The organism is Acinetobacter brisouisimilis (genome assembly GCF_000368265.1).
GTDB lineage: Bacteria > Pseudomonadota > Gammaproteobacteria > Pseudomonadales > Moraxellaceae > Acinetobacter.
Genome location: NZ_KB851219.1, coordinates 496,052 through 518,667, shown reverse-complemented (window position 1 = coordinate 518,667; position 22,616 = coordinate 496,052). Strand labels below are relative to the sequence as shown.

Here is a 22,616-nt window from a genome sequence, read left to right as displayed (position 1 = left end):
TGGCTTTTTGAATCTTGGCTCTCCCACCTGGGCTCGAACCAGGGACCTGCGGATTAACAGTCCGTCGCTCTACCGACTGAGCTATGGGAGAATCTGGAACAGAATTCTAGAGATAAAGCAGCATACAGTCAAGAATTCTGATTTAAAAATATATATAAATCAATTAAGTGTTCTAAAAACAAGCAACCATTAAGAACGTAACCATCAAAAAAAAAAGCCTTTACAGGAATAATAATAAATAGATTGATGCAAATAAAAAAACTGAGCCTAGATAGAGAGTGTTACTGGCAAAATATTTCGGCATAAAGAATACATAAAATTTTGTTTACTCAATGTCCTTCATTCATCGATTTTCTTTTGCGCTATAAAATAAAAATAATATAAAAAAAGTATCAATGAATTATATAAAACTAATATAAAAAAAGTATGCATTAATTACATAAAAGAATAACAGCTAAAGAGACTAGAAAAATAGTTATAGAATCGATAGGGATTTATATATTCAGGAATAGCATTTATCTTAAAACACACAACGCCCAATGAAATTCATTAGGCGCTTCTATTTTAGGAGAAACAGTAACATCATAATTGATCAAGAAGCTTCTTTATATAAACGTCCGCCCGGGATCTGGCTAAAATATGCTTTCAAAGCTTCAATACAACGTTGGGTTTTCATTGAACGCTGCGCTAGCGGTGCAGCGACTGCATACAAGGTATAACTAGGTAATTTCCAGTCAGGTAAAACCTCGATCAACTCGCCATTCATCAGCTCTTTTTGTACATCTAAATACAATACTCGAGCCAAACCCAGACCATTTTTACATAAAGCTTTGACCACACAAATATTATTACTACTCATTCGTGCTTTCATTTCCAGTTCAACACGCTGGTCAGACAAATTGTGCTGAAAGAAAAAACGATGCCAATGCTGCATGCTATACACAGGCAAAATATTATGCTGTTTCAAATCTTCTGGGACATTGATTGACGCTGTCTGATTGAGATAATCTGCTGAAGCCACCAAAACTTGTTCAACTCGAGCCAAAGGAATGGTATCGAACGTCGTTTCTTCAATTTTAGGTGCCATACGCAAAGCAATATCAATATTATTTTTTTGCAAATCAATTAATTGTGTATCAACATCAAACTTCACACTCAAAGCGCGGTGTGCAAACAACCACTGAGATAGCGCTGGAATAATATGATTCGCGGCTAACTCAGGTGTCGTTGCGATGTGTAATTCACCAATCAGATCATCACGTAACTCATTCATACGAATCTTGCCACGTTCAGCTGCTGCGAGCATCTCTTTACAACTCTGATAAAATACTTGACCTTCTTCAGTCAAACTAAGTTTTCGAGTTGATCGATATAGCAGGATTGCGTCCATTTCCTGCTCTAAAGAGCGAATTTGCTGACTGACAGCACTCGTAGTAATTCCCAACTGTCGGGCAGCACCACTAAAAGAGTTCTGTTTGACAACACAAGCAAACACTCCCATTGCTCGAAGTTGATCTAACATTACCTTCCCTCGGTATAAAAAAGCGTGATCTAATCATAATACGCCTGAATACCTGAAGAGAATTCAACTTTTGCATTAAGCTTTATGAATTTTTTGCAATGAGTTGCATTGGATCAATCGGTTTTCCGTCTGAGCGAATCTGAAATTCCAGCATCACACGATCTGTTCCTGTTGAACCCATTTCGGCAATTTTTTGTCCTGCAGATACAGTCTGACCACTCTTAACCAGCATTTTGCTATTATGCGCATAAGCACTGATATAGCCATTGCTATGCCGAATTAAAACCAAATTCCCAAATTCTTTCAAACCGTTATCCGCATAAACAACTTGCCCTGCTGCAGTTGCAACGACAGGATCACCTTGCTGCCCACCAAAGCGCACACCTTTAATATTGCTAGCAAGATTATAATTTTGAATAATTGGATTATTAGATGGAAGTATCCATTGCAAACCATTATTTACAGGTGCTGGTGCAGGCTGAGTTTGTGTACGCGTTGCGGCTGGTGCTGCGACTAAAGTTCTAGTCGATGGCATAGGCAGTTCACGGCGCTGAACTCTTGGAGCAGTTTGCTGTGATATTCGGCTATTGGTATGTGCCGTAACGGGTGATGTCGTTGTGGAAGATGGCACTGAACCTTTTAATTTAAGTGACTGATGCACAAAAATTGTATAAGGCGGCGCAATCCCGTTCAAACGTGCGACTGCCACATAATCTAGTCCATAACGTGCCGCAATTCCGCTTAAGGTATCCCCAGAACGTACCGTATAGTAATTTGGGGCTGTAGCATGGCTGTAGCGTGTTGCCTGAACCTGCGGCTTAGAAGCACATCCTGTAAATGCAACCATTGAAAATGCAGCGACAGATAAAAATAGTGGCTTCAACCACGTTGTTTGTTTTTGTTTTTTAACAAAATACTGTTGCAACACCTGCATCAACTTTCCTCTCTATCAAAGAAAACGTTCTATTCATGGGCTAAGATTAACAAAAAAAAATTGTGACACACTGAATTGATCCGATTTGTCACAAAGTCTCAACACAGCAGCACAAAGAAACCTCTTCACTTTAGACAAGCTGTTCGTGTAAATGCTGCAAGATTTGATAATTGGTTGCATCCATCTGAATGGGGGTGATGCTGACATAGCCATGATTGACTGCATAAAAATCGGATTGCAAATGATGTTCAGTTTTAGCAGGCTCAGCAACAGCTTCCCCTGAAAGACCAATCCAGTACACTTGACGCCCACGCGGATCAACATGACTACTAATCGGTTTAGATTGACGGCGACGCCCCTGATAAGTCACTAAAGACCCTTTAAGTTCTGGAACATCAGGAATGTTAATATTTAAAATATGCCGCTCAGGCAACTGAGGTAACCCTTGAGCAATAAAATCATGCACCCATTGTGCTGCCACCTGATAATCCTGTGCAGACTGGTAATTACGGACATGCGCACCAGACAATGACACTGCAATTGCAGGATGTGTCGTTAAACGCCCCTCAAATGCTGCACCCACCGTACCAGAATACAGCACATCATCACCAAGGTTAGCGCCACTGTTAATACCGCTCACAACCAAATCAAACTCGACATCAAATAAACCATTGACTGCCAAGTAAACACAGTCCGCAGGCGTGCCATTGACCGCCCAAACATCTGGCATAATTTCAATAGGACGTAATGGACGATCAAGCGTCAATGCACTAGAAAATCCACTACGTTCAGATTCTGGTGCGACAACCACGACCCGCCCCAAAGGCTTTAACGCTTGTGCTAAGGCTTGTATTCCTGGTGCAAACACACCATCATCATTGGCAATTAAAATATTCACAAAAAAACTCTTAGAAAAAAACTACTTGCTGGTTTAAGCCTAGAAGTATATATACTGGCGCAATCGAATCCACTAAAAATTTGTGTGCAATATGATCTATTTTGCAAAACGTCTTTTCTGTGCAACTTTTACCTTGAGTATGATGTTATCTGCATCAGCAAATTCTGATTTCACCCCACAAGAACAAGAGAGCCTCAGCAAAGGAGACCTCGCCTCTTTACAGGTTCTATCGGAGCTATGTCATGAGGTCATCGGCAAACATCCACAATTTCAGCAAAATATGCAACGCCTGATTGACCAAAACCAACATATTCTGTCGCGCTCAACATCTCTTCAAGAACTACCGCAAGATCATGAATATCAATCCTTACTTGCAGAAAGTAAAAGTAATAGTCAAGAAATGAGCCAATCTGAATTAAAAGCAGCATGTAAAGAAGTGCTTAATGCCCAATAAGCACAAATTTTATTTGTTTTATAAATTTAACTTAACTTGCTGTTTTCATTTTAAAAAAATGAGTAAAAATACAGCTTTAATACAGTTTTCCTGCTGTTATTTTTGCTAAAAACAGGTAATCTTTATGTACTGTTTTAGTAATGATATTTAGCTCATGATCAAGTCGATTACACATAAATTAATAATTGGTTTACTTTGCGGTTCAAGCTTAGGCATCTCACTGGCTTATGCTGAAGCGCCTACAGAAAAAATTGAAGTTACTTCTGAACACAACGAAACAACCCCTGAGGAACTGGCTGCGATCGTTGTTCTATCTCAGCTATGCACAAGTTATGGTTTCAATAAAGACCCGAACTATCAGACAGGTTATGCAGCACTGGTCAAAGAAAACATGCCAGATGAAAAAGATCCTATACAGGCATTAGAACAGCGTGCTAAACAAAAAGATTTCCAAAAATATATTATTGAAGCGCAAAACGATGCCAAAAAGGCTGGTGAACAACAAAATAAAGATATTTGCGGTGAAATTTCAACCTTAAATAAAGATTCTTAATTTCGTTACAATACTCATCGAAATAAGCCAAGCTCGTGTCTAGAAGTCCACTTGGCTTTATCCTAAAATGCTAGACTTTGTTTGCCGCTACAATCACTGGAATATACAGAATGAGCCGAAAAAGTGCCTTTGCTGCCCTATTACTTTTACCATCCTTCTCATATGCAGCAACAGTCTTATCTTCGCCACCAGATTTAAATAATAAATCGTATGTGTTAATGGATTACGAAACAGGACAAGTGCTTGCTGCGAAGAATGAAAATGAAAAGCTAGCACCTGCCTCTATGACCAAAATGATGACCAGCTACATCATTGAACAAAAATTACTTAAAGGTCAGCTCACCGAAGGTGAAAAAGTTCGTATGAACGAATCAGCATGGTGTCGAGGCAGCAGCACCGAATCATGTATGTATGTTCCTTTAAATGGCACGGCAACTGTGCTTGAAATGTTACGCGGTATTATTATTCAGTCAGGTAATGATGCGTCTAAAGCCATGGCTGAGCACATTGCGGGTAATGAAGGCACATTTGCCTACATGATGAACCAAGAAGCCAAACGCATTGGTATGAATAACTCTCACTTCATGAATGCTACGGGTCTTCCTGCAGATGGTCATTACTCTAGTGCGAAAGATATGGCAATATTGGCACAGCACATTATTCATGATAGTGCCAAATATTACCCAATTTACTCAGAAAAAGCGTTTGCGTTTAACGGTATTAAACAAGGTAACCGTAACCCGTTGTTATATACTGACCCAAGTGTGGATGGTTTAAAAACAGGTCATACAGATGAAGCTGGTTACTGTTTGACGACATCAAGTAAACGTGGTCCAATGCGCTTAATCTCGGTGATTTTTGGCACACCAAGTGTCAACGAACGTGCATCACAAACTCGTGCATTATTGGCCTGGGGCTTTGCAAACTATGAAACTGTAAAAGTACAAGCTGCCAATCAACCCCTCAAAAATGTTCGTGTTTGGTATGGCACAGAAAATGAAGTACCGGCAGGTTTAACTGAAGACTTCAGTGTCACTATGCCAAAAGGCCAGGCAAGTGCGATTAAAACCAGCTTACAGATTTCTTCTGAAGTCAATGCACCGCTAAAACAAGGTCAACCCATCGGTAAATTAGTCGCGACCTTAGATGGCAAAGTGATTGCTGAAAAACCTGTTGTTGCACTCAAAGCAGTCAATGAAGCAGGTTTCTTCTCTCGTCTGGTTGACCATATCAAACAATTCTTTAGCAAATTGTTTTAATTAAAAATATAAGCTCAACAGAAGCATCTATGACATGATTATGGATGCTTTTTTTATTTTATACTCAAGCATATTTCAAACACTGCAGTCTACATGATGAATAATATCCGCCCGTATTTAGAACATACCCCTCAAATTGATGACAGTTGTTATATTGATGCCATGTCGGTTGTGATTGGCGATGTACACCTTGGAGAAAATGTTTCGGTTTGGCCATTTGCCGTCATTCGTGGCGATGTCAATTCCATTCAAATTGGCAAAAACAGTAATGTGCAAGACCACTGTATGCTACATGTGAGCCATAAAAAACCAACCAAACCAAATGGTTCCCCATTGATTATCGGTGAAGATGTCACAATTGGACATCATGTGACATTACATGGTTGTACCATTGGAAATCGGGTTTTGCTCGGCATCAATACTGTAATTCTTGATGATGTGGTGATCGAAGATGATGTGATGATTGGTGCAGGGAGCCTAGTACCACCACGCAAGCGCTTGGAAAGTGGTTATTTATATGTGGGCAGCCCAGTTCAAAAGGTTAGACCGCTCACTGATGAAGAAAAAGCGTTCCTAGCTTACTCGGCTCGACATTATGTGAAAGTGGCTGGTAATTATTCAATAAAATAACAACAGAAAATGATTTATGAAAGAGGCCTATTTATAAAATAATAGACCTCTTCTATTCACCCATTTTATTGCCGCTTATGGAAGACATAGAATGAACTTACGAGAAATCACTATACCTAAAATATCTACTCTATGTTCTTTATAAACTGAACTTGATCCTTTGCAACCTGCCTAGCCATTCTTCACTAAATTTTGTAGAATACACCTTTTAAATCATGGTGCTTGTTATGACAGCTTGGGCAGCACATGTCACGGTTGCAACCGTTGTTGAAAAAAACGGTAAATTTCTGTTTGTTGAAGAACATTCGGAAGGGTTTACCCATGCTGTGTTTAACCAACCTGCAGGACATGTCGAAGCTGGCGAAACCTTAGTTGAAGCAGCCATTCGTGAAACACGCGAAGAAACAGGACATGATATTCAAATCGATCATTTATTAGGAATTTATACCTATACTCCCCCAATGTTCCCAGATCGTACTTATTTTCGTTTCTGTTTTTTAGCGCACATAGTCGAAGAGCATCCACACGCTAAACTCGATACAGGCATTATTCAGGCGACATGGTTATCTTTTGATGAGTTGCAAAATTCTGGACGCGCGCGCAGCCCTTTAGTCATTCAAGCGATTCAAGATAGCTTAACAGGTCAGAAATATCCTTTATCCATGATTCATGAACATCCCTTCTCTCCCAATCTAACTTCAAATTTGGATGCCTAGTCCTATGCAACAACGTGTCATCGTCGGTATGTCTGGTGGTGTAGATTCTTCTGTTTCTGCTGCTTTACTTCTTCAACAAGGTTATCAGGTCGAAGGCTTGTTTATGAAGAACTGGGAAGAAGATGACGGAACGGAATACTGTACGGCACTTGAAGACCTCGCAGATGCCCAAGCCGTTGCAGATAAACTCAGCATTAAATTGCATACTGCAAACTTTGCAATGGAATATTGGGATCGTGTCTTTGAGCATTTCCTTGCTGAATATGCAGCAGGTCGTACACCCAACCCAGATATTTTGTGTAATAAAGAAATTAAGTTCCGTGCATTTTTAGATCACGCCATCACTTTGGGTGCAGATTTTATTGCTACAGGTCATTATACTCGCCGCGGTGAAACTCAATACAACAGCAAAGGTGAAGCATATGCACCTTTGCTCCGTGGGGTTGACCAAAATAAAGATCAAAGTTATTTCCTACATGCTGTTCATGGGCGCGAAATTAATAAAACTTTGTTCCCAGTTGGTGAAATTGAGAAGCCTCAAGTTCGCAAAATTGCGGCTGAACTTGACTTGGCAACTGCCAAGAAAAAAGATTCTACAGGGATTTGCTTTATTGGTGAGCGTCGTTTTAATGACTTCTTAAAACAGTATTTACCTGCACAACCCGGAAAAATTGTGCTGGAAAATGGTCAGGAAGTTGGTGAACATCACGGCTTAATGTACTATACACTGGGTCAGCGTGGTGGGATTGGTCTAGGTGGAATGAAAGATGCTCATGAAGGCGCATGGTTTGTTCTGCATAAAGATATAGATGGCAACCGTCTTGTGGTAGGTCAGGGGCATGAAAATCCACTGATGCAAAGTACCACGTTGTGGAGTGAAAAAATTGACTGGGTTGCAGGCGAACAAGAAATTCCTGCAACTGGCTTACGTTGCACAGCTAAAACCCGTTATCGCCAGTCTGATCAGGCATGTACAATTTTTTATGACTCAAAGCATGAAGGTGTACGCGTAGAGTTTGATCAGCCGCAGCGCGCTGTAACGCCAGGTCAAAGTGTTGTGTTTTATATCAATGATAACTGTTTAGGCGGCGGCGTGATTCATCATACCAATGCACCTAAACCCGCTTTTCTTTAGGAATTCTTAGGCATGGTTGATCTTCCCTTTCAACAGCCTCAACAATTAACCGTCCGTCAAAATCGTGTCTTGGCGTTAGCAGGGGTTTTTCAAGCGTCCCAGCTAACCCACATGACCGCGATGATGGGACTGAATAATATAGGCGAAAGTGGCAATTTTTATTTTGAACAATTGATTAAAGCCAGTTTAAATATCAGACCAGCCGAAAGCAATTCTTCACAAACACTCGATTTTTTTGCGCAGATCACAGATTTATCGTTGGGTTTAAAAATTCTAGAGCAAAGTATCACCCAGCCTTTTACTCCGACGCCTAAAAGCAAGATTCCTAAACTTGCGACAGCCAAGCTACCAATGACCTATGCCATGTCACTATTACAGCTTGAAAAGAAAGTTTACCGTAACCATGATTTTGTCCAGAAAATTGCAAAGTCCCAGCAACAAATTCTTAAACAACTTTCTTTTTTCGACCAAAATTATTTACACCCCAGCATTTTAGCTAACCTTGCGCAAACCTATGTCGAAACCGCAGGGCAAATCAACCCACGCATTTTAGTTCGTGGCAATGCTGAAGCTTTTAAAGATACCCAACATACCAACCGAATCCGTGCTTCGTTATTCACAGGTCTGCAAATGGCGCACCTGTGGCGACAGCTCGGTGGTAGCTCATTGCAGCTAATATTCGGTAAACGCAAACTTTTGCAAGAGATCCAAGCACTTGCACAAATGCAATATGAGCTTGGTCAAATTTAATCCCGCTTTTTGTTTTAGGTGTTTTGCACCACATTGAAGGAAACTTTATGAACGCTTTAACTGCACTCTCACCTTTAGATGGACGTTATGCCAGTAAGTGTGATGCTTTACGTCCTTATTTATCTGAGTTTGGTTTAATTCATGCGCGTGTAACTGTTGAAGTCCGTTGGTTGCAAGCACTCGCAAAACACCCTGAAATTATTGAAGTTAATGAATTCAGTGCTGCAACCAATCAGGCATTGGATGCGATTGTTGCTGATTTCTCTGAAGAAGATGCGCTTCGTATTAAAGAAATTGAACGTACGACTAACCATGATGTAAAAGCAGTTGAGTATTTCTTAAAAGAGAAAATTGCACACATCGACGAACTTAAAAATGCAGGTGAATTCATTCACTTTGCATGTACGTCTGAAGACATCAACAACTTGTCACATGCATTGATGTTGAAAAATGGTCGTGACGTTTTAGTTGCTGCCATGCAACAAATCATCGATTCAATCGTTGCTTTGGCTGAAACTCATGCAGAACAACCAATGTTGTCTCGTACACATGGTCAAACTGCAAGCCCAACAACTTTGGGTAAAGAAATGGCAAACGTGGCTTACCGTTTAGCACGCCAAATCAAACAATTCAAACAGGTTGAATTGTTGGGTAAAATTAACGGTGCCGTAGGTAACTACAACGCTCACCTTTCTGCTTACCCAACTATCAACTGGCCTGCTCACTCGCAAGCTTTTGTTGAATCTTTAGGTTTAACTTTTAACCCATATACCACTCAAATCGAACCACATGACTACATGGCGGAACTTTTTGATGCACTACGTCGTTTCAACACAATCTTGATCGATTTTAACCGTGATGTATGGGGTTACATTTCTTTAGGTTTCTTCAAACAACGCTTAAAAGAAGGTGAAGTTGGTTCTTCAACTATGCCGCACAAAGTTAACCCAATTGACTTTGAAAACTCTGAAGGTAACTTGGGTATTGCCAATGCAGTATTGGCTCACTTGGGCGAAAAATTACCAATCTCTCGCTGGCAGCGTGACCTTACTGACTCGACAGTTCTTCGTAACATGGGTGTTGGTTTCGCACAAAGCTTAATCGCATTTGAAGCGTGTTCTAAAGGTATTGGTAAACTTGAGTTAAATGCTGCACGTATTCTTGAAGATCTTGATCACGCTCAAGAAGTTCTTGCTGAACCAATTCAAACTGTAATGCGTCGTTACAACATTGAAAAACCTTACGAAAAATTGAAAGCATTAACTCGCGGTCAAGCTATGACTCGTGAAATGATGGTGAACTTCGTTAAGGGTGATGAGCTTGCACAAGTACCGAGTGATGAACGTGCTCGCCTTGCAGAATTAACTCCTGCAACTTATACAGGCAATGCTGCTGAACAAGCAAAACAAATTAAAGCTTTAATCAACAAACTTTAAGTTTTAAACGATATTAGCTCAAAAAGCGAAGCCTCGGCTTCGCTTTTTCCCTTCATAATTCCAAATACACAGAATATGCTCGAACAAAAATACACTTTTAAACACGCCATCATATTTACAATACTCGCAGCCACGTTGGTTATTGCCAGTATTCATCCACTTCAATACCCTGATTATCTGCTGCATCAGTCAGGTACATTAGCCATGTTGGTCTTCTTGGGATATTGTTTCAAAAAAATTGGAATAAACTTCCTAAGCTTTAGCTTTTATATCATCTTTCTTATTATTCACATTATTGGAGCGCATTATTTATATTCCTATGTCCCATACAATGACTGGATCAAATACCTACTAGGTTTCGACTTAAATGCCAGTATGCACTGGTCGCGCAATATGTATGATCGTTTAGTACATTTTGCTTATGGCTTTTTGCTATATCCTTTTTTTAAACGCCTATTTCAAGCAACATTTCCTCAAGCCAGCCCATATCAATTATGTTTTTTAGTTATTCAATTGGTCATGGCGTCTAGCATGCTATATGAACTGATTGAATGGTGGATTGCTATTCATCTTTCTCCTGAAGCCGCCGAAAATTATAATGGACAACAAGGTGATGTTTGGGATGCCCATAAAGACATGCTGCTTGCTACGATTGGTAGCGTAGTATTTGCAGGGGTTGATTTAATATTGACTAAATTAGGTCAACATAAACCATAAGCTAAAGGTAATCACCATTCAGATGCGATAGACGAATAACACGATCTATAACGCCATACATATCGCCTGACTCATCCATAATCTTAATCTCTGATCAAGCTATCTTATCAATCGCAACTTAAGCACTAACTAAGAGACATCACTATTATTGTTTCATTTTTAGGATATTCAGTTGTATTTAACGACATTTATCACATTTTATAAAACACCTAAAATAAGCCATAGACAACATGAAATGTCATGTGGAGACAAAATTATGCAAAGTTATTTACATCGCAGTGAAGAACGTGGGCACGTCAAAGCAGGCTGGCTTGATACTTACCACAGTTTTTCGTTTGGTAGTTGGTACAATCCGGACTATATGGGCGTAAGCGTTTTGCGTGTCATCAATGATGATACGATTGCTGCTCACAATGGCTTTGGTACACACCCACACGACAACATGGAAATCTTAACTTGCGTGCTGAAAGGTACGATTAGCCATAAAGATACCATGGGTAATCAGACCCAGATTTCTGCGGGTGAATGGCAACTTATGAGTGCAGGCACAGGTATTCAACACAGTGAAATTAATCAGGGTGATGAAGCTGTACATATGCTACAAATCTGGATTCATCCGAATGTACTAAATGCTGAGCCAAACTATCAGCAAATCCAGTGCGACCCACAGCAACAACCCAATCAATGGCACTTGATTGTTGGAAGTCAAAATGCACCGATGGTGATTCGACAAGATACCGAAGTTAAAGCGGCTTATTTGACTGAAGGCAATCAGCTTGAAGTTCATGCTACACATGCACTAAATTATGTACATGTCATTTCTGGACAGGTCATGATTGGTGAGCAATTGGTTCGCGGTGGTGACGCTCTACTTTTTGCAGAAGATGCTCAAGTACAGGCTCTACAAGACACTCAAATGATTTGGTTTGACTTGCCTCAAGCTTAACGTATAAAAAAGCGCGCTGACACAGTCATCATTAGTTAAGGAGATGTCTCATCATCTCCTTAATTTTCTATTTAATTCAAGCTTAAAATTTTTATAATTCATCATCTTCAACAAGATAATTTTGTGTTCTGCTACATAAAAAGTGAAACTGGAACAAAGAATGTATCTTTACAAACGTATTCTTACTCACAAAAATCGGCAAATTTGTTCATTCAAATATAAATCATAAAAACAGCGGTTTTTACAAAACTTTTGCCCAGAACAATCGCTAATAGCATTTCCATGAAATGTATAACATCTTAAATCTAAAAAAGAAAAGCCAGTCAATTGCTTAACTGGCTGATAGTATCGTGATAAAAACTTTTTAATTATGGGCAGTTGAGCTGCTGTAAAGCTGTAACGCGCTGCTCAATGCTTGGGTGAGTTTGGAATAAAGCAGCTAAACTAAAACCTTGTTCCTTACCTTCTGCAATTGCTAAAGCTTTCATTTCTTTCGGCATTTGATCAGGCATTTCACTTTCCGCCTGTAAACGTAACAAAGCCGAAATCATCGCTTGTTTACCTGCTAAACGTGCACCTGCTTCATCGGCGCGATATTCGCGGTAACGTGAGAACCACATGACAATTGCCGATGCCAAAATACCAAATACGATATCAAGTACCATGCTAATGACCATATAACCAATACCTGGTGCTTCATCGTCTTGACGGCCAAATACATTACGGTCAATAAAGTCTCCGACTACACGAGCAAAGAACATGACAAAAGCATTCACCACACCCTGAATCAGGGATAAAGTCACCATGTCACCATTGGCAACATGACCGATTTCATGCGCCAGTACTGCACGTAATTCATCTTGATTCATACGCTCAAGCAAGCCTGTAGACACTGAGACAAGCGCGTCATTTTTGTTCCAACCCGTTGCAAAAGCATTCGACTGATAAGATGGGAAAACACCCACCTCAGGCATACGAATTCCTGAACGCTGTGCAAGGTCTGCAACCGTTTGTAATAACCAAACTTCTGCTTGATTACGAGGAGCATTTGGATCGATCAATTCTGTACCTGTGGTCTTTTTCGCCATCCACTTCGACATGAAAAGTGAAATCAAAGAACCGACCATACCAAATACAAAACAGATCACAAGCAGGTTGCCCAAGTTTAAACCACCTGCACCGTGGTAACTTCCGACACCCAAAACTGACAAAATAAGACCAGCGACAACCAGTACCGCGAGGTTGGTAAGCAAAAACAAACCAATCCGCATCATTAGGAAAATCCTCTTATAATAGAAAAAAACATGATTTATCTATTCAATAAATCATGTCGTTAATATGCGACCTTGTCAGGGAAAATTCAAGAATAAATCCGTGAAAACACACCAAAATCGTGTTTCCAAAATGTGTAAATTCTTAGTTTCTTACCGCAATATCAGTAAATGTTCCATTCGATAGCTGGATAATTTTTCGGCTACTGGCAGTTTTATGAGAAGTAAATACTGGGCTGCTGTTTTTAGTTGATGCTGAGGTAATTGCAGAAGAAGCAGGTTCACTCTCCTTATTCCTAGCAGAGTCAATACGGATGCCGCTAGCATACAAGTTATTGTAGCGACTCATTACACGGCGTACATAATCTTGCGTTTCCCGAAAAGGAGGAACACCGCCGTATTTATCCACATTACCTTCGCCAGCATTATAAGCTGCCAGTGCCAAATGCGTATTACCACTATAGCGCTTTAGCAATAAACTCAGATATTTTGCACCACCCAAAATATTCTGCTGCGGGTCATAAGGATTGCTGACATTAAAACGTTTTGCTGTTGCAGGCATCAGTTGCATTAACCCTTGTGCTCCAACAGGAGAGTGAGCATTACTATTAAAACCTGACTCAGTGTGCATGATGGCTTTGATTAAACCTTCGGACAGACCATGCTGCTGTGCGGCATGATGAATCATCTGGTCAAAGGCATCTTTATTTTTACTATAACTCGGCAAAACCGCAGCCTCAGACCCACCCCAGTTGTGATAACTGTGAATGTTACTATCAGCATAATAAGTCACTTTGACTTTGGTCAAGTGTGAACCACTTTGCTTATGATTGGTGAGCAAGGGCGTGCCATTACGGTCTTCATAGGTATAAATTTGCCCAGCATGTGTTACAGAAGCTATCCATAGGCAACTTCCGCAACAATAAAGAGACAGTAGTGCAATTTTGTTTAGTATTTTCATTGTTGTGTTTACCAGTGAATGTTCTGTGCAAACAATTGTATTTGATTGTAACAGTAAAACTGTGCATGCTGAGCTTTTTAACAAGCTTCCTTTAAAAAATCAAGTCAAATTGTTTCAGTAATCATCAAAAAAAATTAAATTTTTTTTAAGTCATGGTCTCTTGACATAAATAAACTACTGATAAATAAATAAAATTAAAAAAGGTTAAAAAACAACCAATTTGTTTCTAAGCCTTAGTCAACGGACGATCCCCCCTGTCAAGGGTATAGTTATCCACAGCCTTATCCACATTTTTTGTGGAAAACTGTGAATTGCGAAAAAATTCATCAATTTCAGAATCTGACTATTGATTTAAATAGTTTAGAAACCTTTTAGAACATTTTGATGACACGAAAAAATATGTGAATAAATTTGTATGTACAGATGCGAAGTACCCTCGAATCGGCTAAAATTGCGCGATATTTTTGCCAAGAGTTTGCTGTCTATGTACTCTCCTGTTGAATCCAGTCAAGGATTTAATTTCAAACCTGAACTTCCAACCAGTTCAGCTTATTATCGCCTTTTGAAAAAACTTCGTCGTCAAGTCGGCCACGCCATTCGTGACTTTAAAATGATCGAGGACGGCGATAAGGTCATGGTTTGTATTTCTGGGGGGAAAGACAGCTATACCCTGCTCGACATTTTGTTGCAGTTTAAGCGCATTGCACCGATTAATTTTGATGTAGTTGCTGTCAACCTCGATCAGAAGCAACCAGGTTTTCCTGAAGAAGTTTTGCCACGTTATTTAGAAGAAAATAACATTCCATATTATATTCTTGAAAAAGATACATATAGCATTACTAAGCGCCTAACCCCTGAAGGCAAAACTTACTGTGCCGTTTGTTCACGCCTACGTCGTGGCTCACTGTATGGCTTTGCACAAGAAATTGGGGCGACCAAGGTTGCACTGGGTCACCACCGCGATGATATTCTTGCGACATTCTTCCTGAATTTATTTCATGGCGGCAGCCTAAAAGCCATGCCACCAAAACTATTGTCTTCAGACAAGAAAAATATCCTGATTCGCCCACTGGCATATGTGGAAGAGAAAGACATCATTAAATATGCAGAAATGCGTAAGTTTCCAATCATTCCATGTAATCTGTGCGGTTCGCAAGAGAACCTGCAACGTGCCATGTTGAATGAAATGCTACGTGAATGGGACAAACAGTACCCGAAACGCTTACATAGCATTTTTGGCGCACTACAGAATGTATCGCCATCTCAACTGGCTGACCGTGAACTGTTCGACTTTGAAGCGCTAGATTCACAACGTGAATTTGATTTTAAAGATCCAGAAGACATGAAAAAACGTCTGGATGTGGTTAATTTAAGCTTTGCAGCGGACTAAAATTAAGAGAAACCGCATAAGAAGGCACAACCACGAAAAAGTTGTGCCTCTATTATACTTTCTTACTATTTCTGTGTAATTTGTCTCACTCGTCTACAAAAAAACCATTTTTTTCGACAAGATCATGTTATAACAAGGCAGAGTACGGACGATGTGCAAAAAATGCATATACATCTAGAAATAAACAAATATTAGAGGAATAACAATGCCTGCTTTTCTATCGGAAGATTGGTTTTCTACAGTAGAACAACTTACTGCTCAAGCTGGAGACTTGAATTTACCGCCAGCATTAGAAAATCTAGCGATTAATTTTGTCGTCAACCAAACCAGTGGAAATACTGAACTTTCTCTTCATGGTGGGAAAATTCAAAAAGGCTTAGTAGACAACGCTAAAACAACTTTAAATATGGATGCAGAGACCTTGCGTAAAGTGTTTCTTGAATTTGACATGACTGCTGCCATGCAAGCATTTATGACAGGCAAAATAAAAGTTCAAGGTGATATGTCACAACTGATGGCTCTACAAACTGCACGTCCAAGCCAAGAACAAAAAACGCTCTATAAAGAAATTCTTCAGCATACTGCATAATCCAATCTGCAATTGCGATAAAAAGGGAAGCTATTTATATAACTTCCCTTTTTTGTTAGATATTAATCAACTGCTGATTTTGAATATGTTCTAAATAAGCACGGATGCGGGTTACATACTGCAAAGCTTGAAAATACCGTGCATTACTGGCTTGATGTCGCTGCAAATAAGCATACATGTTCAACCAATTATTTGGGTCTTCTCCCTGTTTCTCCAATCGCTTCTGAATGAGAGTCACTGCACCAGGGCCCATGTTATAGGCAATCAAGGCATACCAGTGACGATCTGGATTGGGGATGTATTCATATTTGCTCAAAAGCGAATCATAATATTTTGCACCACCTTGAATACTTTGCTCAGGGTCAGTACGGTTTTCAATTCCCATTGCTTTTGCAGTATCACTGGTCAGCATCATTAGACCGCGCACACCTGTTGGTGATACTGAATTTGGCTTTAAATAAGACTCCTGATAGCCCATTGCAGCCAGCATGTGCCAATTCAAATTGTACTGTTCAGCTGCCCGCTCGAAGCTGGCACGATAAATCGGCATACGTTGCTGCAAATCGCGCTCAATCGTATCCCAAGAGCCTTCATTGACTACATGATGATTGTAAAATGATGCCAAATGCTGAATTGCACCATTACTTTTGGACTGGCAAATAAAGCTACTTGCAGTTTGCGTTAAATGATCTTCAGCATCTTTAAAGACCAAATTTAACTGGGTATCTAACCCATTTTTCTGTAAAACAGTCGCATCACCACAGCTTGCCGAAAATGACATTAAGCTTTTTTGGTCAATGCTTTGCATATCAGCATTGGTCAATGCAAGGTTGGCTTTGCCTTTAGCAACCCATTTTAAGGCTGTGGCATTACTATCAACAATTTGAAAATTAAGCTGCACATTTAAACTTTGTGCATAATTACGCATTAAGTCATAGCCGAAACCATGAAAATACTGTCCATCATTAAAAACAGTTGTTGGGCTTTTTACTGCTACAACCGTCAGTGTATTGCTGTTGATGACCTGAGCATATTGATTGCTGGCTTTACTGGCATTAATCGCATGTAAAGGTAACATAGCAAGCCCGAAAGCAAGGGCTTTGGTTGGCAAGGAAAGTTTGAGATTGTGTAGGCGAAAACGCCTCCTATCTGCCAATGTTGCTGGATTGTGCATGGTGACTCCGCGACAGGGAATTAACTACCCAATGAAGTAGAGCAAGCCCAGACTTCAATTAGTTGATCAACGTATGTTTAGGGGGCAGTCATGACGTCATTTAAAATGACATGAATAGACAAATGAAAACTAAGTCACATAAAAACCAACGACATAGATCAAAAAATAACCAGTAATAAATAAGAGTTGCGCATAATATCGACATAGAAATTAAAAGTCAAACTTTTAAATCTCTGGCAGGCTAAAATAAATTTGCTCTCCTCTTTGAAAAACTGCTGAATGTTATACGTGAAACAGATGGTGAAAACATGGATAAAATGCTGCTATATGTAAGCAATTCAATATAGATGATTAAAATAAGATTTTTTATTTAATATTTTATTTATCAATAAGATACTCCAATAACATACCAATTCTTCCGACCACTTGGCGTATGATAGACTTGCCTACCTGAAACTATCAAAAATTTCTAAAGACTTCATAAAAATGCGGTAGAACGAATTGGCCTAGCCAGAATCTAAAAAAAAAAGAACTTGGTACAAGTAACATGCATATAGTTTTAAGTATAGATCAAATAGCAACCCAAAAAGCAATGCATCATAAAGGCCCTACCTCTTGTTTGGTCTAATAAAACTTTTTTGGAAAAAGTTCAATAAAAATTAGGAGGCATAAAATGACAAAACATTCCAACATAAGAAATGTTTTGTGAACCAAAACTTATAATCTTTTATTTATCCTTTTTTGATTTTAAAGACTTTAAAAACATGTAAACAAAGAGTTAAAAAAAGTACAACTGATTCTTCGAGAGATTATTCCCCAAAACAAAGAATTGATATTTATAACCATAAGCATATGATATCTTACGAATGATTTAAATTAACAGATCAAGAAGTTCTAGCTTTATAATATTTTCTATCAACTAACTTTCGGAAAAATGGAATTGAAAATCCATAAAATACGGAGTCTGAGTAGATGAAAAAAACCTACCTGTATTTAAGAAGGTAACGACTCTAGATGGATTGCGTAAAGCTTTGGGATATTTATCATGAACCGTAAATTATTAACTGCTGAAGGGTATAAGCGTTTACAAGATGAGCTGAATACTTTGGTTCGTAAAGAACGTCCTGAAATTACAAAAATAGTATCGTGGGCTGCTAGTCTCGGCGATAGATCGGAAAATGCAGATTACCACTACAACAAAAGAAAATTACGTGAAATAGATCGTAGAATTAGATACTTAACTAAAATTTTTGAGGTAGCACATAAAGTTGAATATAGTCCGGAACAGGACGGGAAAGCTTATTTTGGAGCATGGGTTGAATTGGAAAATGATGAAGGCGAAATCATCAAATTTCGTATTGTTGGAGATGAAGAGATTTATGGCCAAACAGACTATGTGTCACTTGAATCACCTATAGCTAAAGCCTGTTTAGGCAAATCTGTAGATGATGAGATTCAAGTACACACACCTAAAGGTAATAATATCTGGTATATAAAAGATATTTATTACAAACCTAAATCGGCCACTTAAATTACCAATGTGAAAATCTCAATATTTACAAGTTGGGCTTTTCATATGAATTAATTATATAGCTCTATATACCATAGCACTATTAATAATACATATAAAACTAAACTTATTGCTTTGATTTAGGGCTAAGTACAATAAACCTTCATTAGTGCAATTATAAATAATATAAATGATGAATTGGATTAATTTTAGTTTAATTGCCCATTAAGGTATTTTCAGCCAGAAGGTAGATGTTCCAGCAGAAGTGAAGAATCACAAATTCTTTTTTGAACTCAATACAAAGAACACTTAATTTGACTTTTTAAATAAGGTGTAAATATTAACGATATCCGAATCTATTAGAACAAATCACAGAACAAACATAAGTTTTGGCAAAACAGTTCTGAATGTTGCAGTCCAGCTGAATTTTACTCTAACTCGACTTATACCAACATACTCTGTCTAAGTCTTGCAGGCATCACCCAGTAAGAAGGCTGACTGAGTTGAGTTTGAAGTCTGATTTCAAATCATTGGTAGCTTAGACGAAATTTTTCTAGGAGAGTATTGGTAACCAATTAACACTCTCACAATGCTGCTCTGTTTGTATTTACTGCGCCAGTTGCCACAGCATATTTCAGGTAAAATAAAAGGTCAGACAAGCTGACCTTTTATCCAAATCTGTGTGGTGATGATTAAATGCCACCCATACACATGTATTTCAGTTCAAGGTAATCTTCGATACCGTATTTTGAACCTTCACGGCCACAGCCAGACTCTTTAATCCCACCAAATGGTGCAACTTCTGTTGAAATCAAGCCTTCGTTAATACCGACCATGCCGTATTCTAAAGCTTCACCAACACGCCAAGCGCGACTTAAAGATTGGGTATAAATATACGATGCCAAACCAAACTCAGTGTCGTTTGCCATGGCAATCGCCTGTTGCTCAGTTTCAAATTTGAATACTGGCGCAAGCGGACCAAAGGTTTCATCTTTGGCAACCAGCATTTCAGGGGTAACATCTGCAAGTACTGTTGGTTCAAAGAAGCTATAACCGAGTGCGTGCTTTTGCCCACCAACAACCACTTTTGCACCCTTAGCCACTGCATCTTGAATATGTTCTTCGACTTTCTCAACCGCTTTGACGTTGATCAATGGCCCTTGTTGTGCACCCTGTTCAAAGGCAGGAGCCACTTTGAGTTTAGCAACCGCAGCCGCTAGTTTTTCCACAAAGGTGTCATAGACTGCTCTTTGTACCAAGACGCGGTTGGTACAGACACAAGTTTGACCACTATTACGGAATTTAGATCCCAACGCCCCTTCTACCGCTTGATCGAGATCAGCATCATCAAACACGATAAATGGTGCATTGCCCCCAAGTTCCATACTGATTTTTTTCATGGTTGCAGCACTTTGCTGCATCAACAACTTACCGATTTCGGTTGAACCAGTGAATGATACTTTGCGTACTGCAGGATGCTCGGTCAATACCGCACCGATGTCACGTGCACTGCCTGTAATCACATTGACCACGCCTTTCGGGAAGCCTGCCTGTTCTGCCAAAGCCACCAAAGCCAGTGCAGACAATGGGGTTTCCGATGCAGGTTTAATCACGATGGTACAGCCTGCAGCCAAAGCAGGGCCTGCTTTACGGGTAATCATGGCATTTGGGAAGTTCCATGGGGTAATCGCTGCGACTACACCCACAGGTTGCTTAATTACCACCAAGCGACGACCTTGTTTGTCGTGCGGAATGACATCGCCATAAGTACGTTTCGCTTCTTCGGCAAACCATTCAATAAAGCTTGCACCATACAAGATTTCACCACGACTTTCTGCCAGTGGTTTACCCTGTTCTAAACTCAAAATGGTCGCTAAGTCTTCTTGGTTATCTAAAATCAATTGATACCATTTACGCAACAACGCTGAGCGTTCTTTGGCAGTGGTCAGTTTCCATGTTTCAAATGCAGTTTGTGCAGCATCGACCGCCTGTTTCACTTGCTCACGTGACACTGAAGCCACTTCACCGAGTACTTCACCTGTTGCAGGGTTGGTCACTGCAAAGCTTTTTTCGCCTGCGACCCAAGCACCATCAATATACGCATGTTGTTGCAATAAACTGGAATTATTCAGTTGCATCTATAGCACTCCTCAATAGACGCTAGATTGTGTGGTCGTGGTGACATCCACGTCTTTATATTTTGCCAATAGCTGTTTCATTGACTTCATCAGCAATGAAGTATCCACCCCAACCGCAACAAACTCAGTGCCAAGCGCCAAGTATTGTTTTGCCAGTGTTTCATCGGCAGATAAAATCCCTGCGGCTTTACCTGCAGCACGAATTTTTTGAATACTTTCTACAATAGCTTTTTGAACATCAGGATGATTTGGATTGCCCAAGTGACCCAGTGCTGCTGACAAGTCCGCAGGACCAATGAAAACACCATCGACCCCTTCGACTTGTAGAATCTCGTCTAGGTTTTGCAAACCACGTTTAGATTCAATTTGCACCAATACACAAATTTGTTCATCGGCAGTTTGTAAATAGTCGCTAATGTTGTTCCAACGCGAGGCACGCGCCAAAGCTGCGCCCACACCACGAATGCCTTCAGGTGGGTAACGTGTTGCTTTCACCATCAGTTCAGCTTGTTCAGCAGTTTCCACCATTGGAATCAGTAAAGTTTGTGCACCAATATCTAATAACTGCTTAATTAAAGCCACATCGCCCGTTACAGGACGCACCACAGCCTGACTTGGATAAGCCGCGACACTTTGTAGTTGCCCTAAAATGCTACGGACATCATTTGGGGCATGTTCCCCATCAATCAGTAACCAGTCATAGCCTGCATTGGCAGCAATTTCAGCACAGTAGCTGTCTGCCAGACCGACCCACATCCCGATTTGCTGCTCGGTTTTTAACTTTTGTTTAAAGTAATTGACTGTATCGATCACACGCTTTCTCCCTTAAACAAAACGGAATGCAATTGAACCCAATTGATCGTAATCAATATGGAAAGTATCCCCTGCACGCGCAGCCACAGGACGGGTAAATGAACCACCTAAGATAATTTGTCCTGGTTCAAGGGTCACACCGTATGGGTGCAATTTGTTGGCAAGCCATGCCACACCTTTGGCAGGATGGTTTAAGACTGCCGCAGCCACGCCTGATTCTTCAATCACGCCATTGCGATACAACACTGCAGAAATACGGCGCAAGTCCAAATCGGTTGCTTTGATTGGACGACCACCGAGCACAATGCCTGCATTGGCGGCATTGTCGGAAATGGTGTCAAATACTTTACGAGTGATTTGAGTTTCAGGGTCAACGTTATGTAAACGCGCATCAATAATTTCAATCGCAGGAATGACATAACGAGTTGCATCCAGCACATCAAAAATAGTGCAGTTCGGCCCTGATAAAGGTTTTTCTAAAATAAATGCCAGCTCAACTTCGACACGCGGCACGATAAAACGTGACATTGGAATGTCTGAACCTTCTTCAAACACCATGTCATCCAGCAATGCGCCATAGTCAGGTTCAGTAATATTGGATGACACCTGCATGGCACGTGAAGTCAGACCAATCTTGTGTCCAACCAACTTACGTCCTTCCGCAATTTTATGTTTTACCCATGCTTTTTGGATTTCATAGGCATCTTCAATGCTAATTTCAGGATATTGCAAAGAAAACTGGCGCATTTGCTGCCCTGTTTTTTCAGCCTGATCGAGTTGTAATGCCAACTCTTGTACTTTTGCTTGATCTAACATATGA

General features: G+C 39.9%; 22 protein-coding genes, 1 tRNA gene and 1 pseudogene. 14 read left to right on the top strand and 10 right to left on the bottom strand.

What is annotated here, in order from left to right; genetic code table 11:
- Positions 1-15 precede the first annotated feature (15 nt).
- The 4 genes from F975_RS06100 to surE form a co-directional block, all read right to left on the bottom strand.
- Positions 16-91 (bottom strand) — tRNA-Asn (locus F975_RS06100).
- 501 nt (positions 92-592) lie between these two features.
- Positions 593-1,522 (bottom strand): LysR family transcriptional regulator, encoded by a 930-nt coding sequence (locus F975_RS06095; RefSeq protein WP_004751370.1) that lies wholly within the window; start codon positions 1,520-1,522, stop codon positions 593-595.
- 82 nt (positions 1,523-1,604) lie between these two features.
- Positions 1,605-2,456 carry a peptidoglycan DD-metalloendopeptidase family protein gene (locus F975_RS06090; RefSeq protein WP_004751369.1) on the bottom strand — a complete coding sequence of 284 codons (852 nt, stop codon included), beginning with the start codon at positions 2,454-2,456 and terminating at the stop codon, positions 1,605-1,607.
- A gap of 130 nt (positions 2,457-2,586) precedes the next feature.
- On the bottom strand, positions 2,587-3,354 hold the full coding sequence (gene surE, locus F975_RS06085) for a 5'/3'-nucleotidase SurE (protein ID WP_004751368.1): 768 nt from the start codon (positions 3,352-3,354) through the stop codon (positions 2,587-2,589).
- A 91-nt stretch (positions 3,355-3,445) separates the two neighbouring features.
- Here surE and F975_RS06080 point away from each other — a divergent pair, with 91 nt between their 5' ends.
- The 10 genes from F975_RS06080 (at position 3,446) to F975_RS06035 (ending at position 11,950) form a co-directional block, all read left to right on the top strand.
- Entirely contained in the window at positions 3,446-3,808 is a 363-nt protein-coding gene (locus F975_RS06080; RefSeq protein ID WP_004751367.1) for an MCR_0457 family protein, read from the top strand.
- Positions 3,809-3,962: 154 nt separating this feature from the next.
- The gene (locus F975_RS06075) at positions 3,963-4,361 is read left to right on the top strand and encodes an MCR_0457 family protein (RefSeq protein ID WP_004751366.1); all 399 of its coding nucleotides are present in this window, start codon (positions 3,963-3,965) and stop codon (positions 4,359-4,361) included.
- A 110-nt stretch (positions 4,362-4,471) separates the two neighbouring features.
- Positions 4,472-5,620, top strand: coding sequence for a D-alanyl-D-alanine carboxypeptidase PBP5/6 (gene dacC / locus F975_RS06070; protein WP_004751365.1), 1,149 nt, complete (start codon positions 4,472-4,474; stop codon positions 5,618-5,620).
- Between the two features lie 93 nt (positions 5,621-5,713).
- The gene (locus F975_RS06065) at positions 5,714-6,250 is read left to right on the top strand and encodes a gamma carbonic anhydrase family protein (protein ID WP_004751364.1); all 537 of its coding nucleotides are present in this window, start codon (positions 5,714-5,716) and stop codon (positions 6,248-6,250) included.
- A 227-nt stretch (positions 6,251-6,477) separates the two neighbouring features.
- Positions 6,478-6,966, top strand: a complete 489-nt coding sequence (locus F975_RS06060) for an NUDIX hydrolase (protein ID WP_171063142.1) — start codon at positions 6,478-6,480, stop codon at positions 6,964-6,966.
- Between the two features lie 4 nt (positions 6,967-6,970).
- The gene (gene mnmA / locus F975_RS06055) at positions 6,971-8,101 is read left to right on the top strand and encodes a tRNA 2-thiouridine(34) synthase MnmA (RefSeq protein WP_004751362.1); all 1,131 of its coding nucleotides are present in this window, start codon (positions 6,971-6,973) and stop codon (positions 8,099-8,101) included.
- 12 nt (positions 8,102-8,113) lie between these two features.
- A complete protein-coding gene (gene hflD, locus F975_RS06050; protein ID WP_004751361.1) occupies positions 8,114-8,851 on the top strand; it encodes a high frequency lysogenization protein HflD in 738 nt (245 codons plus the stop codon).
- 47 nt (positions 8,852-8,898) lie between these two features.
- On the top strand, positions 8,899-10,287 hold the full coding sequence (gene purB, locus F975_RS06045) for an adenylosuccinate lyase (protein WP_004751359.1): 1,389 nt from the start codon (positions 8,899-8,901) through the stop codon (positions 10,285-10,287).
- Positions 10,288-10,362: 75 nt separating this feature from the next.
- Positions 10,363-11,004 carry a DUF2238 domain-containing protein gene (locus tag F975_RS06040; RefSeq protein ID WP_004751357.1) on the top strand — a complete coding sequence of 214 codons (642 nt, stop codon included), beginning with the start codon at positions 10,363-10,365 and terminating at the stop codon, positions 11,002-11,004.
- A 256-nt stretch (positions 11,005-11,260) separates the two neighbouring features.
- The gene (locus tag F975_RS06035; protein ID WP_004751355.1) at positions 11,261-11,950 is read left to right on the top strand and encodes a pirin family protein; all 690 of its coding nucleotides are present in this window, start codon (positions 11,261-11,263) and stop codon (positions 11,948-11,950) included.
- A 368-nt stretch (positions 11,951-12,318) separates the two neighbouring features.
- On the opposite strand, the gene htpX is transcribed toward F975_RS06035, so the two are convergent.
- Positions 12,319-13,224 carry a protease HtpX gene (gene htpX, locus F975_RS06030; protein WP_004751354.1) on the bottom strand — a complete coding sequence of 302 codons (906 nt, stop codon included), beginning with the start codon at positions 13,222-13,224 and terminating at the stop codon, positions 12,319-12,321.
- Between the two features lie 142 nt (positions 13,225-13,366).
- Positions 13,367-14,182 carry a lytic transglycosylase domain-containing protein gene (locus F975_RS06025; protein WP_004751352.1) on the bottom strand — a complete coding sequence of 272 codons (816 nt, stop codon included), beginning with the start codon at positions 14,180-14,182 and terminating at the stop codon, positions 13,367-13,369.
- A gap of 484 nt (positions 14,183-14,666) precedes the next feature.
- On the opposite strand from F975_RS06025, the gene ttcA reads away from it, so the two are divergent.
- Together ttcA and F975_RS06015 are read left to right on the top strand one after the other, a co-directional pair.
- Positions 14,667-15,572 (top strand): tRNA 2-thiocytidine(32) synthetase TtcA, encoded by a 906-nt coding sequence (gene ttcA, locus F975_RS06020; protein WP_004751350.1) that lies wholly within the window; start codon positions 14,667-14,669, stop codon positions 15,570-15,572.
- 205 nt (positions 15,573-15,777) lie between these two features.
- Positions 15,778-16,161: an SCP2 sterol-binding domain-containing protein gene (locus tag F975_RS06015; protein ID WP_004751348.1), complete on the top strand. Its 384-nt coding sequence runs from the start codon at positions 15,778-15,780 to the stop codon at positions 16,159-16,161.
- A 55-nt stretch (positions 16,162-16,216) separates the two neighbouring features.
- Here F975_RS06015 and F975_RS06010 read toward each other — a convergent pair whose 3' ends face one another.
- Positions 16,217-17,335 carry a transglycosylase SLT domain-containing protein gene (locus tag F975_RS06010; RefSeq protein ID WP_004751346.1) on the bottom strand — a complete coding sequence of 373 codons (1,119 nt, stop codon included), beginning with the start codon at positions 17,333-17,335 and terminating at the stop codon, positions 16,217-16,219.
- A gap of 449 nt (positions 17,336-17,784) precedes the next feature.
- Here F975_RS06010 and F975_RS16170 point away from each other — a divergent pair.
- Both F975_RS16170 and greB read left to right on the top strand, forming a co-directional pair.
- A pseudogene (locus tag F975_RS16170) lies at positions 17,785-17,963 on the top strand (gamma-mobile-trio recombinase GmtY); the annotation flags it as partial.
- 417 nt (positions 17,964-18,380) lie between these two features.
- Positions 18,381-18,866, top strand: coding sequence for a transcription elongation factor GreB (greB, locus tag F975_RS06005; protein WP_004751345.1), 486 nt, complete (start codon positions 18,381-18,383; stop codon positions 18,864-18,866).
- 671 nt (positions 18,867-19,537) lie between these two features.
- Here greB and F975_RS06000 read toward each other — a convergent pair.
- Genes F975_RS06000 through hpaH form a run of 3 tightly spaced genes read right to left on the bottom strand, consistent with a single transcriptional unit; the run spans position 19,538 to position 22,612 of the window.
- Positions 19,538-20,983, bottom strand: a complete 1,446-nt coding sequence (locus F975_RS06000) for an NAD-dependent succinate-semialdehyde dehydrogenase (RefSeq protein ID WP_004751341.1) — start codon at positions 20,981-20,983, stop codon at positions 19,538-19,540.
- 12 nt (positions 20,984-20,995) lie between these two features.
- The gene (gene hpaI / locus F975_RS05995) at positions 20,996-21,796 is read right to left on the bottom strand and encodes a 4-hydroxy-2-oxoheptanedioate aldolase (protein WP_004751339.1); all 801 of its coding nucleotides are present in this window, start codon (positions 21,794-21,796) and stop codon (positions 20,996-20,998) included.
- A 12-nt stretch (positions 21,797-21,808) separates the two neighbouring features.
- Entirely contained in the window at positions 21,809-22,612 is an 804-nt protein-coding gene (gene hpaH, locus F975_RS05990; RefSeq protein ID WP_004751337.1) for a 2-oxo-hept-4-ene-1,7-dioate hydratase, read from the bottom strand.
- Between the last annotated feature and the right edge of the window lie 4 nt (positions 22,613-22,616).